This is a genomic window from Collinsella bouchesdurhonensis (assembly GCF_900155365.1).
In the GTDB taxonomy this organism is placed as follows: domain Bacteria; phylum Actinomycetota; class Coriobacteriia; order Coriobacteriales; family Coriobacteriaceae; genus Collinsella; species Collinsella bouchesdurhonensis.
Genome location: NZ_LT699743.1, coordinates 99,930 through 117,023, shown reverse-complemented (window position 1 = coordinate 117,023; position 17,094 = coordinate 99,930). Strand labels below are relative to the sequence as shown.

General features: G+C 56.9%; 24 protein-coding genes. 22 read left to right on the top strand and 2 right to left on the bottom strand.

What is annotated here, in order from left to right; translation table 11 throughout:
* The first annotated feature begins 152 nt into the window (after positions 1–152).
* Complete coding sequence (locus BQ9843_RS06795) at positions 153–1,484, top strand: uracil-xanthine permease family protein (protein ID WP_075844416.1); 1,332 nt, start codon at positions 153–155, stop codon at positions 1,482–1,484.
* Between the two features lie 313 nt (positions 1,485–1,797).
* Positions 1,798–2,196 (top strand): hypothetical protein, encoded by a 399-nt coding sequence (locus BQ9843_RS08675; RefSeq protein WP_143327644.1) that lies wholly within the window; start codon positions 1,798–1,800, stop codon positions 2,194–2,196.
* 204 nt (positions 2,197–2,400) lie between these two features.
* Here BQ9843_RS08675 and BQ9843_RS06790 read toward each other — a convergent pair whose 3' ends face one another.
* The gene (locus tag BQ9843_RS06790; protein WP_075844415.1) at positions 2,401–3,411 is read right to left on the bottom strand and encodes a PDDEXK family nuclease; all 1,011 of its coding nucleotides are present in this window, start codon (positions 3,409–3,411) and stop codon (positions 2,401–2,403) included.
* A 48-nt stretch (positions 3,412–3,459) separates the two neighbouring features.
* Positions 3,460–3,663, bottom strand: a complete 204-nt coding sequence (locus BQ9843_RS08890; protein ID WP_040221060.1) for a hypothetical protein — start codon at positions 3,661–3,663, stop codon at positions 3,460–3,462.
* Between the two features lie 1,055 nt (positions 3,664–4,718).
* Between BQ9843_RS08890 and rplE the strand changes: the two genes are divergently transcribed.
* The 20 genes from rplE to BQ9843_RS06680 all read left to right on the top strand — a co-directional run bounded on the left by rplE (position 4,719) and on the right by BQ9843_RS06680 (position 17,073).
* Positions 4,719–5,276, top strand: a complete 558-nt coding sequence (gene rplE, locus BQ9843_RS06775; protein ID WP_022386601.1) for a 50S ribosomal protein L5 — start codon at positions 4,719–4,721, stop codon at positions 5,274–5,276.
* Between the two features lie 86 nt (positions 5,277–5,362).
* On the top strand, positions 5,363–5,548 hold the full coding sequence (locus tag BQ9843_RS06770; protein ID WP_022386602.1) for a type Z 30S ribosomal protein S14: 186 nt from the start codon (positions 5,363–5,365) through the stop codon (positions 5,546–5,548).
* Between the two features lie 121 nt (positions 5,549–5,669).
* Positions 5,670–6,068, top strand: a complete 399-nt coding sequence (gene rpsH / locus BQ9843_RS06765) for a 30S ribosomal protein S8 (protein WP_022386603.1) — start codon at positions 5,670–5,672, stop codon at positions 6,066–6,068.
* A gap of 34 nt (positions 6,069–6,102) precedes the next feature.
* Positions 6,103–6,639 carry a 50S ribosomal protein L6 gene (gene rplF / locus BQ9843_RS06760; RefSeq protein ID WP_022386604.1) on the top strand — a complete coding sequence of 179 codons (537 nt, stop codon included), beginning with the start codon at positions 6,103–6,105 and terminating at the stop codon, positions 6,637–6,639.
* Between the two features lie 70 nt (positions 6,640–6,709).
* Entirely contained in the window at positions 6,710–7,075 is a 366-nt protein-coding gene (gene rplR, locus BQ9843_RS06755) for a 50S ribosomal protein L18 (RefSeq protein WP_022386605.1), read from the top strand.
* A gap of 14 nt (positions 7,076–7,089) precedes the next feature.
* Positions 7,090–7,611: a 30S ribosomal protein S5 gene (rpsE, locus tag BQ9843_RS06750; protein ID WP_075844413.1), complete on the top strand. Its 522-nt coding sequence runs from the start codon at positions 7,090–7,092 to the stop codon at positions 7,609–7,611.
* 2 nt (positions 7,612–7,613) lie between these two features.
* Entirely contained in the window at positions 7,614–7,796 is a 183-nt protein-coding gene (gene rpmD / locus BQ9843_RS06745; RefSeq protein WP_022386607.1) for a 50S ribosomal protein L30, read from the top strand.
* A gap of 2 nt (positions 7,797–7,798) precedes the next feature.
* A complete protein-coding gene (gene rplO / locus BQ9843_RS06740; RefSeq protein WP_022386608.1) occupies positions 7,799–8,248 on the top strand; it encodes a 50S ribosomal protein L15 in 450 nt (149 codons plus the stop codon).
* On the top strand, positions 8,242–9,528 hold the full coding sequence (gene secY, locus BQ9843_RS06735; protein ID WP_022386609.1) for a preprotein translocase subunit SecY: 1,287 nt from the start codon (positions 8,242–8,244) through the stop codon (positions 9,526–9,528). The genes rplO and secY overlap by 7 nt, the downstream gene beginning before the upstream one ends.
* Positions 9,529–9,547: 19 nt before the next feature.
* Positions 9,548–10,174 carry an adenylate kinase gene (locus tag BQ9843_RS06730; RefSeq protein ID WP_075844412.1) on the top strand — a complete coding sequence of 209 codons (627 nt, stop codon included), beginning with the start codon at positions 9,548–9,550 and terminating at the stop codon, positions 10,172–10,174.
* Complete coding sequence (gene map / locus BQ9843_RS06725) at positions 10,171–10,959, top strand: type I methionyl aminopeptidase (protein WP_075844411.1); 789 nt, start codon at positions 10,171–10,173, stop codon at positions 10,957–10,959. The genes BQ9843_RS06730 and map overlap by 4 nt, the downstream gene beginning before the upstream one ends.
* A 107-nt stretch (positions 10,960–11,066) precedes the next feature.
* On the top strand, positions 11,067–11,285 hold the full coding sequence (gene infA / locus BQ9843_RS06720; RefSeq protein ID WP_040221386.1) for a translation initiation factor IF-1: 219 nt from the start codon (positions 11,067–11,069) through the stop codon (positions 11,283–11,285).
* Positions 11,286–11,434: 149 nt separating this feature from the next.
* Complete coding sequence (rpmJ, locus tag BQ9843_RS06715; RefSeq protein WP_016309305.1) at positions 11,435–11,548, top strand: 50S ribosomal protein L36; 114 nt, start codon at positions 11,435–11,437, stop codon at positions 11,546–11,548.
* A gap of 15 nt (positions 11,549–11,563) precedes the next feature.
* Entirely contained in the window at positions 11,564–11,938 is a 375-nt protein-coding gene (gene rpsM / locus BQ9843_RS06710; RefSeq protein ID WP_022386613.1) for a 30S ribosomal protein S13, read from the top strand.
* Positions 11,939–11,954: 16 nt separating this feature from the next.
* Positions 11,955–12,359 (top strand): 30S ribosomal protein S11, encoded by a 405-nt coding sequence (rpsK, locus tag BQ9843_RS06705; RefSeq protein WP_040221053.1) that lies wholly within the window; start codon positions 11,955–11,957, stop codon positions 12,357–12,359.
* A gap of 19 nt (positions 12,360–12,378) precedes the next feature.
* On the top strand, positions 12,379–12,975 hold the full coding sequence (rpsD, locus tag BQ9843_RS06700) for a 30S ribosomal protein S4 (protein ID WP_040221052.1): 597 nt from the start codon (positions 12,379–12,381) through the stop codon (positions 12,973–12,975).
* Positions 12,976–13,007: 32 nt separating this feature from the next.
* The gene (locus BQ9843_RS06695) at positions 13,008–13,949 is read left to right on the top strand and encodes a DNA-directed RNA polymerase subunit alpha (protein WP_022386616.1); all 942 of its coding nucleotides are present in this window, start codon (positions 13,008–13,010) and stop codon (positions 13,947–13,949) included.
* A gap of 29 nt (positions 13,950–13,978) precedes the next feature.
* A complete protein-coding gene (rplQ, locus tag BQ9843_RS06690) occupies positions 13,979–14,467 on the top strand; it encodes a 50S ribosomal protein L17 (protein WP_040221048.1) in 489 nt (162 codons plus the stop codon).
* 121 nt (positions 14,468–14,588) lie between these two features.
* Positions 14,589–16,283 carry an ABC transporter ATP-binding protein gene (locus BQ9843_RS06685; protein ID WP_075844410.1) on the top strand — a complete coding sequence of 565 codons (1,695 nt, stop codon included), beginning with the start codon at positions 14,589–14,591 and terminating at the stop codon, positions 16,281–16,283.
* On the top strand, positions 16,273–17,073 hold the full coding sequence (locus BQ9843_RS06680) for an energy-coupling factor transporter transmembrane component T family protein (protein ID WP_075844409.1): 801 nt from the start codon (positions 16,273–16,275) through the stop codon (positions 17,071–17,073). Before BQ9843_RS06685 ends, BQ9843_RS06680 begins: the two co-directional genes overlap by 11 nt.
* Positions 17,074–17,094: the final 21 nt, after the last annotated feature.

Here is a 17,094-nt window from a genome sequence, read left to right as displayed (position 1 = left end):
GGCGGGCGTTCGGGTTGTGGCAACTGCGGGCGCCGCTCGATTTTTCGAGAAACCTTGAAGCGCCTGGCGATGTGTACAGCTGGGGCGACCAAGGGGCAGCTCAGTATATAATCCAACCCATTGCACTGCCCCCTCGTGAAAGGTCTCGCTCCATGGCAGATGTTTCCACTCCAGAAGAAGACGCGCTGTTCACGCCTCGCGGCCATGTGTCGCCCGTCACGGCCATTCCTTTGGCTCTCCAGCACGTTCTCGCCGCTTTTGCGGCAATCGTCACGCCTGCCATCATCGTGGCATCGGTCTGCGGCTTTTCTGCTGCCGAGGAGGCCCGTATCATCCAGGCGGCTCTCGTGCTCTCTGCGGTGGATACGCTTTTGCAACAGTTTCCGCTGTTTGGCCGCATTGGATCGGGCCTGCCCATCGTCATGGGCGCGAGCTTTACGTTTGTTCCGGCGTTTCAGGCTATCGGTGTCGAGATGGGCTTTGAGGCCGTGCTTGGAGCGCAGCTTGTTGGCGGTCTGCTTGTTGTCGTGTTCGGCCTGGCGTTTCGCCACCTGCGCTTCTTGTTCCCGCCTGTCGTGATGGGAACCGTCATCTTTGTTATCGGTTTGTCGCTATGTCCCGTTGCCGTTAAGTCCATGGCTGGCGGACAGGGGAGCGCTGGCTTTGGTGACCTTTCCAATTGGATCGTCGCCATCGCGACCTTTGTCGTTACCTTTGCCGTGGGCAACTACGCGCGCGGCACGCTCAAGCTCGGTGGTATTCTTTTGGGCATCATTTCGGGATTTGTCATCGCTGCTCTTATGGGTATGGTCGATCTTTCCGGTGTGGGCACGGCGGCCTGGTTTGCGCTGCCCACCATCTTGCCGTACAAGATTGTTTTCGACCCCGCTGCTTGTGCCATGATTGGCGTGGTCTCTATCGTCAATGTCGTGCAAGTCATGGGCGAGCTTTCGGCCGTGTCCTCTGCGGGTCTTGATCGCGAGGCAACGGATGCTGAGCTTTCCGGTGGCATGGTTGCAACCGGCGCCGTGGGCGCCGTGGCTGCGCTGTTTGGCACCATTCCCACGGTCACGTACGGCCAGAACGTGGGCATCATCGCCGAGAACAAGGTTGTGAATCGCGTGGTATTCACCATTGCTGCCCTCGTCTTGCTTGCCGGCGGCTTGCTTCCTAAGTTTGCAGCGCTGCTTACGTCTATTCCGCAGCCCGTTATTGGCGGCGCTACCATCGGCGTGTTCGCAACCATTGGCATGAACGGTGTGGTCATGTTCGCGCGCGAGGGGCTATCCGGCCGTGATTGTACGCTCATGGGCCTAGCGGTTGCTTTTGGCGTCGGTATCGAGCAGTCTGTTGGCGCGCTCGCCGGCGCCGGTTTTCCCGCATGGGTCAATACTGTGTTTGGCACTTCCTCCATTGCTGTGGCGACCGTTGTGGCGGTCATTTTGAATCTTGTACTTCCCCGTGAGGAGAAGGCGTCCGAGTAGCGCTGGCACCGGGCGGATTTAGGCTGCGGCCCGCCATTTGCTGCGATGCCTCGCTGCGGCGATGCATCCGGCACTCTGCCCGATGGCGGGCAGCTGGCAGGTATTCGTGCGCTTTGTGATGGCCAGTGCTGCGCCGTGTGCTTCTCGAGGCCTATCGGGAGTTGGCCGCCGTGAGTTGGCGGCCGGAAGCCTGCGTGCTTCTCGACGACTGGCGGTTTTCTTTCGTTTGAGAACGAATGGCGGATCTGCATGCGTTTGCGGGAGGGAACCTGCTGAATAGTGTGCGAGTTTCCGCCACTTATTTCGAAAACGTATGAATTTCCGCCACTCATTCGTCGGTAATGTCCTGGATGGATGCCGAGGTGGACAAGGGGAAGATGCCCGGCGGTTCTGCATACGTTTTGAGTTGCCGCAGTGGAATCCCTGGCGGTTCTGGATGCGTTTTGGGTTGCCGCGGCGGACGACTGGCGGCTTTTCGTTTGTTCTGGACTGGCTGGCAAAATCGCTGGCGGAAATCCGCGTCTTTTCTAAATGGCTGGCGGAAAACGGTGCATTAAACGACTGTTTTCCGCCATTTTTTGTTCGAGAAATCGCCATTCATTTGCGATTGTATGTAAAATCGCTATTCATTGGGGGCGGACTCACGCCTCCAGGAGGAGCTCATCGCCTGCACGAGCTGCCGCAGCACGGCGGGCGGACTCACGTCTGTTGATGTTCACTAAGAAGTGGTCCGAGTGATCATCGGGAAATGAGCACCGTGAGCACGAAAAATTGAGCAGTTTAAGCAAGAGGGCCAAGCTCCGGGGCTCGCGTTTCCTGTCAATTTTTTTCGGCTCGCTGACTGAGAAGAGGCGACCTGAGAATCGTTTTTTAAAAAAACGATGGAAGGTTCGCCGCCTGGTTTCATTTTCCGCGCTCAGAGACTGTCACCGGGGGCACCAAGACGGAGAGAATCGCTCAATGGGATTCTTGGAATGCCCGCAAGTTCCATTTTTCTATAGAGACGTTCCGGTACGTTCACGTCTTCCATGGTGAACCTCATGACCGTGAAGCCTGCTAATGAAAGACGTGATTCGCGTTGCCGCTCGCGCATCATGACGTTGAGCGCGTGTTGTTCGTCATCTTCTGTCTTGGCTGCGCGGTATTTTTCGAGCCCATCGAGCTCGCCGATAACGGGTTTTGTGAGGTGGGACCAGAGGAAATCGACACGATAGGGGTTTCCTGGATGCTCGGGATCGTCGATTTCAACCTGTAGATCGGGCGTTTCCCATCCGCCTTCGATCATTACGGCGCGCGCTTTCGATTCCCCACCGTTCTCTGATCTTTCGTCGGCGTAGCGAGCAACTCTGAGCGCACATGCTTTGCCGGGTCTGTTTTTTCCGATGCATAGAAACTGGGTGTACAACTGCCTGCTATCCATGTTGTTGTTTCGCAGAAAAGAGTCGGCAACAATCAGTCCTTCCGAGAAACCTCCGCGTGCGGCGCAGCAAAAGACCGTCTCGACCTCTGGGGTAGTTTTAAGTCCATTGATGGTGACGACCGAGAGCTGAGACGGACGATAGCGGACCACACCAGTTGGCGCCTCTCCGCAATGATTGGCTGGAGAGGCAATGTGGATTGCGCGAAGCTGCTTTTTCGACACCGCAAGTCCTTGGATGACAGCAGCGCTAAACGAGCAAAACACCCAATCCGGATGTTTTGCGGCCATACTTCGCAGGACGTGGAGATAGCGTTGCCGATCACCGAGCTTGTTCCAGCAGTCGACAGGCGCGAATACTCCGTGCCGTGGCTCTACGACCTTTTTCTGGTTCATTCGCCTTTTGAGCAGCTGATAGTCGCGCTGCATAGCGGGAGCCAGACATGCCCCGCGCGCGATGGCGTCTTCGAATTGCGCCGCGAGCCGCAGCTCTGCTTTTCTGCTGTTCATGATCGCCCCTCGAGTCTGGAGTTTTTTAAGGAGCATATGCGGTCGTATTCAGCGATTTTCCCCGTTGTCTTCCAAATAACTGGACGGCTTTTCTGCAATATCTCCCCAAAAACTAACAGCGCTGGTCAATGTCCTGTTTCGTGCGATTTGCTCACGGTTGTTTGCTGGGTGTTCGGTTTGCAGCATGGATAAATACAGCTCTTTTTCATAAAGACGCATGTCGGAGAGTGAATGCGCGGCGAGCGCGAGCATTTGTGTAAACGCTGGGGCGTCATTCCCCTTTGAGAGCCGATGACGTGTTGCTTGAAGCGGCCTATTTTGCCTGGCATGAAAGAGCTCTTTACGGTTGCTAATAGGGCTTATCTTTCGGAGCGGCGGCTTGCCGCCCGGGTTGTGCTGGATCGCGTGCGGGTCTTAGGTGTGGCTCATCTTTCAAAGTAACGCTTCTGTTGATCGTCTTAGGGGTGCCTGGTCCGGTTGTCATCCATTTGATACAGAGGCTCCTGATGGGTACCGAGACGGGAGAAGGAGAGGCGACTGACGGCTTTGAGTGTGTTTTGCGGTTCCTGCAGCAGATGGCTGGCGGATTTTTTTCGTTTGAGAACGAGCGGCGGATCCGGATACGTTTTTCTGTCCCTCTGCCCCCGAACGACTGGCGGTTTTTCATTCGTTTTTCGATGATTGGCGGGTCTGTGTACGTTTTAGTGACGAATTTAGCCGGATAGCGAGTGATTCTCCGCCAGTCATTTCGGAAACGTTAGTATTTCCGCCGGTCATTTCCGCCCGGCATCGGAAAAAGCGCGATATCCGCCAGTCATTTCGGGAACGTTAGAATCTCCGCCAGTCATCCGGCGGCGGGGACGGAGTGCAAATAAAAGAGAAAGCCGTTTTAGTAGCCGTTTCAGGCAGCCGTTATTGGAGAGGTTTTCAGGCAGTCGTTTTAGGCAACCGTTTTAGGCGGTCGTTTTAGAGACCCGTTTTTGCATTGACGGGAAATCGGGCTTCGGACAGAGTCGCGGTAAACGAAAGGAGAGCCGCCGTCTGCTGCTCGCCACCAGTCGCCCGCGACCGATGCGGCACGTTGCGGATATGTGGATTTCACCTGCTTATAAACCTTTTTGTGGCACAGGCGGCAAAACACGCGTATAGTAACGACTGTTTTGTCGGCTCCTGTCGAGGTTTCGTCATGCCTACTTTTAGCCATAAGGGCATGTCGTACGACAGGAGGCATGAGGACAACCCGCAGCTCACGGTTGGTGAGTTGCGTGGCCAAGCCCCATGCTTAAAACCCCATGAAGGAGTGAACAATGGCTGAAGAGAAGTACGTCCCGCGTCTCAAGACCAAGTACCAGAACGAAGTCAAGCAGGCTCTGCACGACAAGTTCCAGTACGAGAATGTCATGATGATCCCGAAGTTCGAGAAGATCGTCGTGAACATGGGTGTCGGCGAGGCCGCTACCGATTCCAAGGCAATCGAGGGCGCTGTCCGCGACCTGCGCGCCATCACTGGCCAGCAGCCGATGGTGACCCGTGCTCGTAAGTCCATCGCTACCTTCCACCTGCGTGCCGGTATGCCCATCGGCGCCAAGGTCACTCTGCGCGGCGACCGCATGTGGGAGTTCTTCGATCGTCTGACCTCTGTGGCGATCCCCCGTATCCGCGACTTCCGCGGCATTTCCGCTAAGAGCTTCGACGGCCGTGGTAACTTCTCCATGGGCGTTACCGAGCAGCTCATCTTCCCCGAGATCGACTTCGATTCCGTCGATCATCAGCGTGGTATGGATATCACCATCGTGACGACCGCGAAGACCGACGAAGAGGCCAAGGCCCTTCTCGACGCCTTCGGGTTCCCGTTCAAGAAATAGGTTCATCTGCTCCGATGCCGGCGGGCACGTGCAAGACGCGCGTGCCCGCCGCGGAGCGAACAATACTCAATGTGAGGAGGAAATAAGTGGCTAAGACATCGATGATCGTCAAGTGCAGCCGTGAGCCGAAGTTCTCGACGCGCAAGTACAGCCGTTGCCAGCGTTGCGGCCGTCCGCATTCGGTTTACCGCAAGTTCGGCCTGTGCCGTGTCTGCTTCCGTGAGCTTGCACTGAAGGGCGAGCTTCCCGGCATCAAGAAGGCCAGCTGGTAAGTCACTACCAGTGCATGCGGTGTGCAGCCGCAATGCAAGGAAGAACGTGCGAGGTAGGCTCAATCGCTATGGGCGAGGGAGAACCACTGCACGTGTTCATCAAGAACGAAGGAGAATCTGCATGAACGTCACAGACCCGATCGCAGACATGCTTACGCGTATTCGTAACGCGAACTCTGCGAACAAGGCCACGGTCTCCATGCCGAGCAGCAAGAAGCTCGTGGAGATCGCTCGTGTCATCTACGAGGAGGGCTTCATCGAGGGCTACACGGTGGAGGACACCATGCCCCAGAAGACCCTGCACATCACCCTCAAGTACGGTCCCAAGAAGGCTAAGGTCATCAACGGCATCCGCCGTATCTCCAAGCCCGGTCTGCGCAAGTACGCCGGCGTAAAGGACCTCCCCCGCGTCCGCGGTGGTCTTGGTACCGCGATCGTTTCTACCAGCAAGGGCGTTATGACCGACCGCGACTGCCGTGCTAACGGTGTCGGCGGCGAGATCATCGCTTTCGTCTGGTAATTGATTCGGCGAGTAGAAGGAAAAGGAGATCACCGTGTCTCGTATCGGTAATAAGCCTGTCCAGATTCCCGCTGGAGTCGAAGTGGCAGTCAACGGCACTCACGTGTCCGTCAAGGGTCCCAAGGGCACCCTTGAGAATGATTTCTATGAGAAGCTGACCATCGAGGTCGAGGGCGACACCCTGCATGTCTCCCGCCCCGATGACGAGCGTGAGACCCGCGCTATGCACGGCCTCACCCGCGCCCTCATCCACAACATGGTCGTGGGCGTTTCCGAGGGCTACACCAAGGGCCTCGAGCTCGCCGGCGTCGGCTACCGTGTCCAGCTCAAAGGCAAAGACCTCGAGCTGTCCCTCGGTTATTCTCACCCCGTCAACTATGCAGCTCCCGAAGGCATCACCTTCGAGGTGCCCGATAACACGCACATCAACGTTAAGGGCATCAACAAGCAGCAGGTCGGCCAGGTTGCCGCGGAGATCCGCAGCAAGCGCGCCCCCGAGCCTTACAAGGGCAAGGGTATCCACTACGTTGGCGAGCACATCCGTCGTAAGCTCGGTAAGGCCGCTAAGTAGTAGGTCCCACCTAATGCGCAAGTCCGATACCCCGTTAGGTGTCGGCACTGACTTCTAAGGAGTATTCAGCATGAATAAGCATAAGGCGAAGTTGGCGGGTCTCAAGCGTCGTCAGCGTCGTGTTCGCGGTAAGGTCTCGGGCACTGCCGAGCGTCCGCGTCTGCGCGTTACCCGCACCAACGCCAATATCTACGCCCAGATCATCGACGATACCGAGGGTTCCCGTACCCTGGTTTCCGCTTCGACGCTCGAGGCTGAGTTCGAGGGCATGACCACCTCGAACAAGACGGCTGCCGAGAAGGTTGGCGAGCTCGTCGCCAAGCGCGCTCTCGAGGCCGGTATCACTACCGTCGCTTTCGACCGCGGTGGCCGCATCTATCACGGCCGCGTCAAGGCCCTCGCCGACGGCGCTCGCGCCGCTGGTCTCAAGTTCTAGGAGGTTTGTAGCACATGGCTCGTAATCAAAAGCAGCGCGAGGCCTCCGAGTTCGAGGAGCGCGTCGTTTTCATCAACCGTGTTTCCAAGACCGTCAAGGGCGGTCGCCGCATGTCCCTCGTCGCTCTCGTTGTCGTGGGCGATGGCAAGGGCAATATTGGTCTTGGCATGGGCAAGTCCGCTGAGGTGCCCCTGGCCATCTCCAAGGCTTCCCTGGACGCCAAGAAGAACATGTTCCACGTGCCCGTGACCGAGGATGGCACCATTCCTCACGAGGTCGAGGGTCACTTCGGTGCTGGCCGCATCGTTATCAAGCCCGCTGTCGAGGGTACCGGCGTTATCGCCGGTGGCGCAGTGCGTCCCCTCTTCGAGCTTGCCGGCATCAAGAACGTCCTGTCCAAGTCTCTCGGTACCGATAACGGTCTGAACATCATCAAGGCCGCTTGCGAGGGCCTCAAGGAGCTCTCCGCTCCCGAGGATGTCGCCGCTCGTCGTGGTATCACCGTTTCCGAGATGTTTACCGGGAAGGTGAAGTAGGAATGGCTAACACCATCAAGATTCGTCAGATTCGCAGCACTAACGGCTGCAAGGACGATCAGGTTAAGACCGTTCGCGCCCTCGGTCTTCACAGGATCCGTGAAGAGCGCGAGATCACTGATAACGAGAGCGTTCGCGGTATGCTCTTCAAGGTCAAGCACCTTGTCGAGATTGTAGAGGAGTAGCAATGCAGCTTCACGATCTTACTCCCGCACCGGGCTCTACGCACAAGCGTAAGCGTGTCGGTCGCGGTAATTCTTCCGGTCACGGCACCACTGCCGGCCGTGGTCAGAACGGCCAGGGTTCCCGTTCCGGTGGTACCAAGGGCGCTGGCTTCGAGGGTGGCCAGACCCCGCTCGCGATGCGTCTGCCTAAGCTCCCCGGCTTCCGCAATCCCCGTCGTATCGAGTACAGCCCGATTAACATCTCCGCTCTCGATGCCCGTTTCGAGGATGGCGCTGTGGTCGACGGTGCTGCTCTGAAGGCCGCTGGCCTCATCAAGAGCGAGTTCGAGCCCGTCAAGGTGCTCGGCAACGGCGAGATCAGCAAGAAACTCACGGTCAAGGTCGACAAGGCTTCGGCTTCTGCCAAGGCTAAGATCGAGGCCGCCGGAGGGTCGGTCGAGCTGCCGTGCTAACTGGTCTTAAAAACGCATTCTCTATCAAAGAGCTGCGCGGCAAGATCATTTTCACCATCGCCATGCTTGTGCTGTACCGTCTCGGTGCGCACATTCCCGTGCCCGGTATCCCCTTCCAGGGGATAACGGGCCTTTTCTCGAATACCGGTACCTCGGTGGCTTCGGGTGCTATGGCCCTGCTGAACTTGTTCTCCGGTGGCGCTTTGGCGTACGTATCGGTGTTCTCTTTGGGCATCATGCCCTACATCACGAGCTCGATCATCCTTCAGATGCTTCAGGCCGTGGTGCCGTCTTTGCACGAGCTTGCTCGTGAAGGCGAGGTCGGTCAGACCAAGATCACCCAGTATTCGCGTTATCTCACGCTTGCTCTCGCGATTCTGAACTCGATCGGTTATCTGTTCCTGTTCAAGAGCTTCGGTATCAGCTTCAACGGCGCCGATGCTCCCGAGATCATTTTCGATATCGTGATCGTGGGTACGCTTGTCGCCGGCGCTATGCTCATCATGTGGATGGGCGAGCTCATCACTCAGCGCGGTATCGGCAACGGCATGAGCCTTATCATCTTCGCCAACATCATGGCGGGCCTGCCTCAGTCGATCTACTCGAGTGTTGAGAACGGAAACAGCGGCATCCTGATGACCGTTATCGTTTGCGTCGTTATCCTGATCGTCATTCCGCTGATCGTCTACATTGAGCGTGGCCAGCGTCGTATTCCGGTGCAGTATGCCAAGCGCGTTGTCGGTCGTCGTATGATGGGCGGCCAGTCCACGTATCTTCCTATTAAGGTCAATACGGCGGGCGTCATCCCCATCATCTTTGCGAGTGCACTTCTGTACTTCCCGGCGCAGATCGCTGTGTTCTTCCCCGGTGTGGCTTGGATTCAGGTTGTCGCTGGCGCGCTGTCTTCTGGTTGGCTCAACTGGGTGCTTAACGTCGTGCTCATCGTGTTCTTTGCGTACTTCTACACCTCTATGGTGTTCAATCCCGAGGATACTGCTGACAACTTGCAGAAGCAGGGTGGCTTTATCCCTGGCGTGCGCCCGGGTCGCGCTACCGCTGCCTACATCAAGAACGCGCTGTCCAAGATCACCCTGCCTTCTGCCATTTTCTTGGCAATTATCGCCATTGTGCCTTCGATTGTGTTCAGCTTCACCGGCAACACGCTGATCCGTGCTTTTGGCGGTACTTCCATCCTTATTATGGTGGGCGTCGTTCTCGATACCATCGCTAAGGTGGAGAGCCAGATGAAGATGTACGATTACGACGGGTTCTTTAAATAACTCGAAGAAGGAGCATCTCATGAATCTCGTACTTTTGGGAGCACCCGGTGCCGGTAAGGGCACGCAGGCTCAGCGTCTTGTTGCCGAGTTTGGCGTCGCTCACATCTCCACGGGCGACTTGCTTCGTGCTGCCGTCAAGGGTGGTACCGAGCTGGGAGTTCAGGCCAAGAAGTACATGGATGCTGGCGAGCTTGTGCCCGACCAGTTGGTGATCGATCTGGTCAAGGAGCGCCTTGCTGCCGACGATGCCCAGAAGGGCTTCATCCTCGATGGCTTCCCGCGCAACACCGCTCAAGCCGTGACGCTCGATTCCGAGCTCGCTGCTATGGGCCGCTCTCTTGACTGTGCCCTGCTGGTGGACGTTCCTGGCGATGTTATCATCGGACGTTTGTCTTCGCGTCGCACCTGCCGTGACTGCGGCTACACCGGTACCGCTTCCGATACCGTGTGCCCCACCTGCGGTGGCGAGATGTATCAGCGCGACGACGATAAGCCTGAGACCATCAAGAACCGTCTCGATGTCTACGAGAAGAACACCAGCCCGCTGGTTGAGTACTATCGTGGACAGAACATCTTGAAGGTCGTTGACGGCGATCGCGATGCCGATGTCGTTTATAACGAGGTCAAGGACGTTCTCAGTCTATGATCAAGATCAAGACCGCGGCACAAATCGAAGAGATGAAAAAGGCTGGAGCGCTATCTAAGATGGCGCTCCGCCATGTTGGAGCCATGGTGCGCCCTGGCGTTTCCACCTTCGAGCTCGATCAGCTGGCAGAACAGATTATCCGTATGCATGGGGGCAAACCTGCCTTCAAGGGATACGGTGGGTTTCCTGGAACCATCTGCGCCTCTGTTAATGATCAGGTGGTTCACGGGATTCCCAATCCCGATGTCATCTTGCGCGATGGCGACATTTTGTCGGTTGACACTGGTGCTGTCGTCGACGGCTGGGTAGGGGATAACGCGTGGACGTTCTATTGTGGAACTCCCTCTGCCGAGGCACAGACCTTGTGCCAGGTTACACGCGACTGTTTGATCGCAGGCATCAAGCAGGCAGTGCCCGGTAACTCCATTGGGGATATCGGCTATGCAATTCAATCACTTGCCGAGTCTCATGGATTTGGCGTCCTGCGCAATTATGTAGGTCATGGTGTTGGCCGTGACATGCATGAGGAGCCTAACGTTCCCAACTTTGGTAAGAAGGGGAGGGGCGTGCGCCTTCGTGCGGGTATGGTCATTGCCATCGAGCCCATGATCACCTTGGGCTCCAATCACGTTTCCACGGGAGCGGACGGTTGGGTGGTCTCTACTCGCGATCACCTATGTGCCGCCCACTTCGAGAACACCATTGCCATCACAGAAGATGGTCCTGTGGTTCTCACCGCCGACGAGCACGGCGCGTGGTGCAGTCTCCAAGGTGGCTGCATGTAATGTCAATAACGCATTTGTTGTGGAGCGATTACGAATCTTTTACTGCTCTGCCTATTGTGTTATAGAATTCTCAATTGCTGTCGTTTTATAGAGAAAGATGATTGCTTGTGAAGAAGGAAGATGCTATCGAACTCGAGGGTACGGTAACTGAGCCGCTCCCCAACGCCATGTTTCGCGTCGAGCTCGAGAACGGTGCAACGGTTCTGTGCTCTATTTCGGGCAAGATCCGCATGAATTACATCCGTATTCTTCCCGGCGACAAGGTTGTCGTGGAGATTTCCCCGTATGACCTGACGCGCGGGCGCATCACCTATCGCTATAAGTAGCGATAAGCACAAAGTGCATGTCGTCGATCGCAGGAGTGCTCAACCCGCGATCGCGTTTGCATGTGTATCCAGCCTATCGTTTTTAACGCCTGCGGCTGGGCGAGTAGATATAGTACGTTGTAGTTTGAGCACTACCGAGAGGAAGAACGATGAAGGTACGTCCTTCGGTCAAGAAGATGTGCGATAAGTGCAAGATCATCCGACGCCACGGCAAGATTCTCGTTATCTGCGAGAATCCTCGCCACAAGCAGCGTCAGGGCTAAGAGAGGAGACCAACGTTGGCCCGTATTAATGGTGTCGACCTTCCGCGCGAGAAGCGTGTTGAGATCGGTCTGACCTACATCTACGGCATCGGCCGCACTACCGCCACCAAGATCTGCAATGAGTGCAACATCAATGTTGACACCCGTGTTAAGGATCTTACGGAAGACGAAGTCGATGCAATCCGTAAGTACATCGACAACGCCCAGCTCATGGTTGAGGGCGATCTGCGCCGTGAGCGCAACATGAACGTCAAGCGTCTGATGGATATTGGCTGCAACCGTGGCCTCCGTCACCGCAAGGGCCTCCCTGTCCGTGGACAGCGCACCCACACTAACGCTCGTACCCGCAAGGGTCCGAAGCGTCAGATCGGTGCCAAGAAGAAGAAATAAGGGAGACTGACGCATCATGGCTACTGCTAAGAAGAACGTTCGCAGCGCCCGCATCAAGCGCTCTGATCGTAAGAACATCTCTGTTGGACAGGCGCATATCCGCTCCACGTTCAACAACACGATCGTTTCCATCACCGACGCCCAGGGTAATGTCATTGCCTGGAAGTCTGCCGGAACGGTTGGTTTCAAGGGCTCCCGTAAGTCCACCCCGTTCGCTGCTCAGATGGCTGCCGAGGCTTGTGCCAAGATCGCCATGGAGCACGGCATGCACAAGGTTGCCGTCTTCGTTAAGGGCCCTGGTTCTGGCCGCGAGACCGCAATTCGCTCCCTCCAGGCCGCTGGCCTCGAGGTTTCGAGCATCCAGGACAAGACTCCCATCCCGCACAACGGCTGCCGCCCCAAGAAGCGTCGTCGCGTGTAACTGAAAGGATCGATAAACTATGGCAATCGACAGGACTCCGGTTCTCAAGCGCTGCCGTCAGCTCGGGATCGATCCCGCTGAGCTTGGTTACAGCAGCAAGAAGGAATCTATCCGCCAGCCCAAGCGCCGTCGCAAGGAATCCGAGTACGGCATGCAGCTGCGCGAGAAGCAGAAGGTTAAGTTCATCTACGGCGTGCTCGAGAAGCAGTTCCACAGCTACTTCGTCCGTGCTCGTAAGATGAAGGGCGTTACCGGCGAGAACCTGATGATCATTCTCGAGACCCGTCTCGACAATGTTGTTTTCCGTCTGGGCTTTGCCCGCACTCGCAAGGAGGCACGTCAGTCCGTGCGTCACGGTCACTTCACCGTGAACGGCCGTCGTGTTGACATCCCGTCCTATCTCGTCAAGCCCGGCGACGTTGTCGCTGTCGGCGAGAAGTACCGTGATCTCCTTCCCATCAAGGAGGCTCTGATCTCCTCCGAGCGTTTCGAGGTCCCCGGCTGGCTCGAGGTCGATATCGAGAAGCTGTCTGGTAACGTGCTCGCTCTGCCGACGCGTGAGCAGATCAGCGGTGATATCCACGAGCAGCTCATCGTCGAGCTCTACTCTAAGTAGTCCATTCGGGCTGCTGAGGCTGGAGGTAATACATGTCAGAATTCATTAGGCCCCAGGTTCAGGTCGAGGAAATCAACGAAACGTCTGCGCGCGTCTCCGTTGAGCCTCTCGAGCGTGGTTATGGCGATACGCTTGGTAACTCCCTGCGTCGCGTCCTGCTTTCCTCGCTCGAGGGCGCTGCGGTTGAGGCCATCCAGATTGATGGTGCGCAGCATGAGTTCATGACTATCCCCAACATGGTTGAGGATGTCACTGATATCGTTCTGAACGTCAAGGGTCTGGTGTTCCGTTCGCTCGGTACCACCGATGAGGCTACTGCGACCATCTCGGTCGACGGTCCTTGCGAGGTTACCGGTGCAGACTTCTTCATTCCTTCGGAGTTCGAGCTCGTCAACCCCGAGCAGCACATCGCTACCCTCAACGAGGGCGGCCACCTCACGATGAGCATGCGTATCGGCTATGGTCGCGGTTATGTCTCCTATGAGTCGAACAAGCGCGACAGCGATCCTATCGGCATTATTCATGTCGACTCGCTGTACTCGCCCGTTCACCGTTGCGCCAAGCTCGTTGAGGCTTGCCGCGTGGGTCAGCACACCGACTACGATCGCCTCGTTCTCGAGGTCGAGACCAACGGTGCGCTTTCTCCTCGTGACGCCGTCGTGCAGGCTGCCAATATCATCAACCAGCACATGGCTGCCTTTATGAATTTGGCTGAGACCCCCGAGGAGGAGGAAGAGATTTCGATCTTTGCTCCCGAGCAGACCAGCGACAATGCTGAGCTCGACAAGCAGATCGAGGATCTTGACCTCTCGGTTCGCTCCTACAACTGCCTGAAGCGCGCGAGCATTCACTCCGTGCGTCAGCTGGTGGAGTTCTCCGAGAACGACCTGCTTAACATCCGTAACTTCGGTGTTAAGTCGATCGAGGAAGTCAAGGACAAGCTTGAGTCTATGGGCCTGAGCCTCAAGGCATAGTGCCCTGTTTTTAGAGGAGAAACCAGACAATGCGTCACAACGTCAAGAAAGGCCTTAAGCTCGGCACCGACGCCAGCCACACCAAGGCCATGAAGAAGAGCCTCGCTAAGGCTCTCTTCGAGAACGATCGCATCAAGACCACCGAGACCCGTGCCAAGGCCCTGCGCTCTTTCGCTGAGCCTATCATCACGTGGGCCAAGAAGGGCGACCTGCATTCTCGTCGTCTTGCTATCGCCAAGCTTGGCGATAAGCAGCTTGTGGCTGAGCTCTTTGACAAGGCCGCTCAGGGCATGTGGGCCGACCGTAACGGCGGTTACACGCGCATCATGAAGCTTGGCCGCCGTAAGGGCGACAATGCCGAGATGGTCATCATCGAGATCGTTTCCGAGCCTGTTACCAAGAAGGCTCCCAAGAAGGCTGCTAAGAAGGCTGCTGCCCCCAAGAAGGTTGAGGCAGAGGTCGAGGAGACCGTCGAGGCTCCCGCAGCTGAGGTCGATAAGACCGCTGACGCCGAGTAGCGTCAAAGATCATTTGATCAAATTTAAAAGGGGTGCGCGCATGCGTGCCCCTTTTTTCGTATGATGGGCCGATGTGCCCGCAAGGCGTAAGGATGCCACGATCGATAGCTGGGGGGTGAATATGCTCGAGGTAAGACACGCTGCTGTTTCGCTGGGGGATACCGGTGGGTCTCGTTTTGCCCTGCACGACATCTCGCTGAGCGTTGCTCCCGGTCAGATTGTCTCCTTGGTTGGCTCCAATGGAAGTGGCAAGTCGACCCTTGCGGCATTGATGTGCGCTGTGCGTCTTAGCCTTGAGGGGATGGTTGTTGTTGACGGGTTCGATCCCGCTGTGGATGAGCATTCTCGTCTCGAGGTCCGTCGTCTTGTGGGGCTGGTGAGGCAAAACCCCCTTGATCAAATTGTATCGACACTCGTTTTTGATGAGGTTGCTTTTGGTCCGCGCAACCTAGGCTTGCCCGAGCTGCAGGTTCGTCAGCGCGTTAAGGAGGCTCTTGAGCAGTGCGGCCTTTTGGGCTTTGAGAAGCGCGATACGACGGCGCTTTCGGGCGGGGAACAGCAGCGTTTGGCTCTTGCTGGCGTACTCGCCATGCATCCGCGTTATTTGGTTCTTGATGAAGCAACCTCGATGCTTGATTCTGCCATTCGGTCCTCGTTTCGCACGCTTGTTTTCCAGCTGGCACGGGAGCAGGGTATTGGCGTGGTTCAAATCACCCACGAGCCGCAGGAAGTGCTCTCGAGTGATCGCGTTGTGCTGATGCACGATGGCGAACTTGGCTGGGAGGGCACTCCGCTAGAGCTTTTGTGCCATGATGGAGATCTTCCGGGCGATCCTCTTCGGGACAGCGGCTTTGTCAGGGCTCTGAGAGCCGCTATGCGCCTTGGATTTAAGCCGAGCGCGAGCGTTGCACCTAACACCATTAAAGAGTGGCTTATTTTGGCTCTGGAATCCCGTGCGATTCGAAAGACAGACGTTTTGTCTGTGATAGAGGCATCCCGTGCACGTGCTCATTCTTATGAGCGGGGGACTGTTCCCGAGCAGCCCGGAATCGTGGCAGAGCACATCGTTCATTCTTATGAGCCCGGCAATCCCGTTCTAAATGATGTTAGCCTCGAGGCCCCGGCCGGTACGGTCACTCTCCTTGCTGGTGCTTCGGGCGGCGGTAAATCGACGCTTTCGACGATCCTCGCGGGCTTGGTTAAACCCGATTCTGGTGCCGTGAGCATCTGCGGTACACGCCCGTCTCCGGGTGTGTGCGGTATGTCTTTCCAGCGACCCGAAAATCAGCTGTTTCTCAATTCTGCGTATGATGAGATTGCCCTTGCGCCACGTTGTGCGCATCTTGATGCGGTGGATGTGGACAAGGCGGTGCGTCATGCGGCACGCCTTGTTGGTCTTTCCGATGAGCAGCTCGATTTCTACCCTTATGCGCTTTCGGGCGGGCAGCGCCGTCGTGTTGCCATCGCATCCGTTCTATCTATTGGCGTGAAAGCCTATCTTTTTGATGAGCCGACGGCCGGTTTTGATGTTCAAGGCCGGCGCGACATGCATCGTTTGGTGCGAGAGCTTGCCAATGCGGGCGCGCCGGTTGTTGTGGTGAGCCACGACTTGGAGGAGTGGCTGGCCGTTGTTGACCGCGTGGCGTTGCTTTCTTGCGGCAGCATGCTATGGCAAGGCGATGCTGCGGAGGTGTGTTGCCATTTTGAGCTGTTTGAACGCGCGGGCATAAAAGCGCCCGAAAATGCCGTGCTGGCGCAGGCGCTTTCCGATGCCTTGCAAGTTGATGGCGAAACGGGGGAGGACAATGCGCAGTAATCCTTTGGGCTCTTTTGTTGCCGCCGACACGCCCCTCTCTCACATCGATGCCCGCGTCAAGCTGCTTTTGCTTCTTGTTTTCACCGCAGGGGTTTTTGCCTGCCAGGCGGCATGGGCGATTATCGTTTGGTTCGCGCTGTTGGCCTTGGCGATGTACGCTGCGCGCGTCGAGTGGAGATCGCTTGTGCGCGCCGTACGACCGGTGACGGTCATCTTGCTGTTTACTCTTCTGGCAAATGCCTTGGTGTTGGACGGGCACGGCGATATTGCGATCGCGGGTCCGCTTGGCATCAGCAGCGCTGGCGCGATACGAGGCGCCTGCGCCGTTTTGCGCATCGTGCTTCTTGCCGGGTTTGCCTGTGCGGTTTCGGCGTCGACCACGCCGCCGGAGATTTCCGATGCATGCGTGCGCCTTTTGCGTCCCCTGGGTGCTGTGGGGGTACCGGTTGCCGATATTGGCCTTGTTCTTTCTTTAGCGTTGCGCTTTATTCCCATTGTTGCCGAGGAATATGGCCGTATCCAGATGGCCCAACGCTCGCGAGGGGTTCGCTTTGACGAAGGCGGTCTATTTGAGCGCGTTCGCGTTTGGGCGTCGGTTCTCACGCCGCTGGTTGTGGGCCTCTTTCGCCGGGCGGACAGCTTGGCGGAATCCATGGCGTCGCGCTGTTATGCGGACGGCTCTTCTATAGAGATTCCCGCGCGTGGTTTATGCCGGAGTGATTGGGTCCTTTTGATTGCTGGTATTGTTGTGACGTGTTCCATGGTGCTTACGGGCGTCTTGGGCTGGTAGACGACGTTTGGAAAGGAATGC

What these genes read in the sequence shown, in the direction of transcription:
- BQ9843_RS06795 (WP_075844416.1), top strand. Translation starts at nt 153, where the DNA reads ATGGCAGATGTTTCCACTCCAGAAGAAGACGCGCTGTTCACGCCTCGC.
- BQ9843_RS08675 (WP_143327644.1), top strand. Translation starts at nt 1,798, where the DNA reads ATGAATTTCCGCCACTCATTCGTCGGTAATGTCCTGGATGGATGCCGA.
- BQ9843_RS06790 (WP_075844415.1), bottom strand. Translation starts at nt 3,411, where the DNA reads ATGAACAGCAGAAAAGCAGAGCTGCGGCTCGCGGCGCAATTCGAAGAC.
- BQ9843_RS08890 (WP_040221060.1), bottom strand. Translation starts at nt 3,663, where the DNA reads ATGCTCGCGCTCGCCGCGCATTCACTCTCCGACATGCGTCTTTATGAA.
- rplE (WP_022386601.1), top strand. Translation starts at nt 4,719, where the DNA reads ATGGCTGAAGAGAAGTACGTCCCGCGTCTCAAGACCAAGTACCAGAAC.
- rpsH (WP_022386603.1), top strand. Translation starts at nt 5,670, where the DNA reads ATGAACGTCACAGACCCGATCGCAGACATGCTTACGCGTATTCGTAAC.
- rplR (WP_022386605.1), top strand. Translation starts at nt 6,710, where the DNA reads ATGAATAAGCATAAGGCGAAGTTGGCGGGTCTCAAGCGTCGTCAGCGT.
- rpsE (WP_075844413.1), top strand. Translation starts at nt 7,090, where the DNA reads ATGGCTCGTAATCAAAAGCAGCGCGAGGCCTCCGAGTTCGAGGAGCGC.
- rpmD (WP_022386607.1), top strand. Translation starts at nt 7,614, where the DNA reads ATGGCTAACACCATCAAGATTCGTCAGATTCGCAGCACTAACGGCTGC.
- rplO (WP_022386608.1), top strand. Translation starts at nt 7,799, where the DNA reads ATGCAGCTTCACGATCTTACTCCCGCACCGGGCTCTACGCACAAGCGT.
- BQ9843_RS06730 (WP_075844412.1), top strand. Translation starts at nt 9,548, where the DNA reads ATGAATCTCGTACTTTTGGGAGCACCCGGTGCCGGTAAGGGCACGCAG.
- map (WP_075844411.1), top strand. Translation starts at nt 10,171, where the DNA reads ATGATCAAGATCAAGACCGCGGCACAAATCGAAGAGATGAAAAAGGCT.
- rpmJ (WP_016309305.1), top strand. Translation starts at nt 11,435, where the DNA reads ATGAAGGTACGTCCTTCGGTCAAGAAGATGTGCGATAAGTGCAAGATC.
- rpsK (WP_040221053.1), top strand. Translation starts at nt 11,955, where the DNA reads ATGGCTACTGCTAAGAAGAACGTTCGCAGCGCCCGCATCAAGCGCTCT.
- rpsD (WP_040221052.1), top strand. Translation starts at nt 12,379, where the DNA reads ATGGCAATCGACAGGACTCCGGTTCTCAAGCGCTGCCGTCAGCTCGGG.
- BQ9843_RS06695 (WP_022386616.1), top strand. Translation starts at nt 13,008, where the DNA reads ATGTCAGAATTCATTAGGCCCCAGGTTCAGGTCGAGGAAATCAACGAA.
- rplQ (WP_040221048.1), top strand. Translation starts at nt 13,979, where the DNA reads ATGCGTCACAACGTCAAGAAAGGCCTTAAGCTCGGCACCGACGCCAGC.
- BQ9843_RS06685 (WP_075844410.1), top strand. Translation starts at nt 14,589, where the DNA reads ATGCTCGAGGTAAGACACGCTGCTGTTTCGCTGGGGGATACCGGTGGG.
- BQ9843_RS06680 (WP_075844409.1), top strand. Translation starts at nt 16,273, where the DNA reads ATGCGCAGTAATCCTTTGGGCTCTTTTGTTGCCGCCGACACGCCCCTC.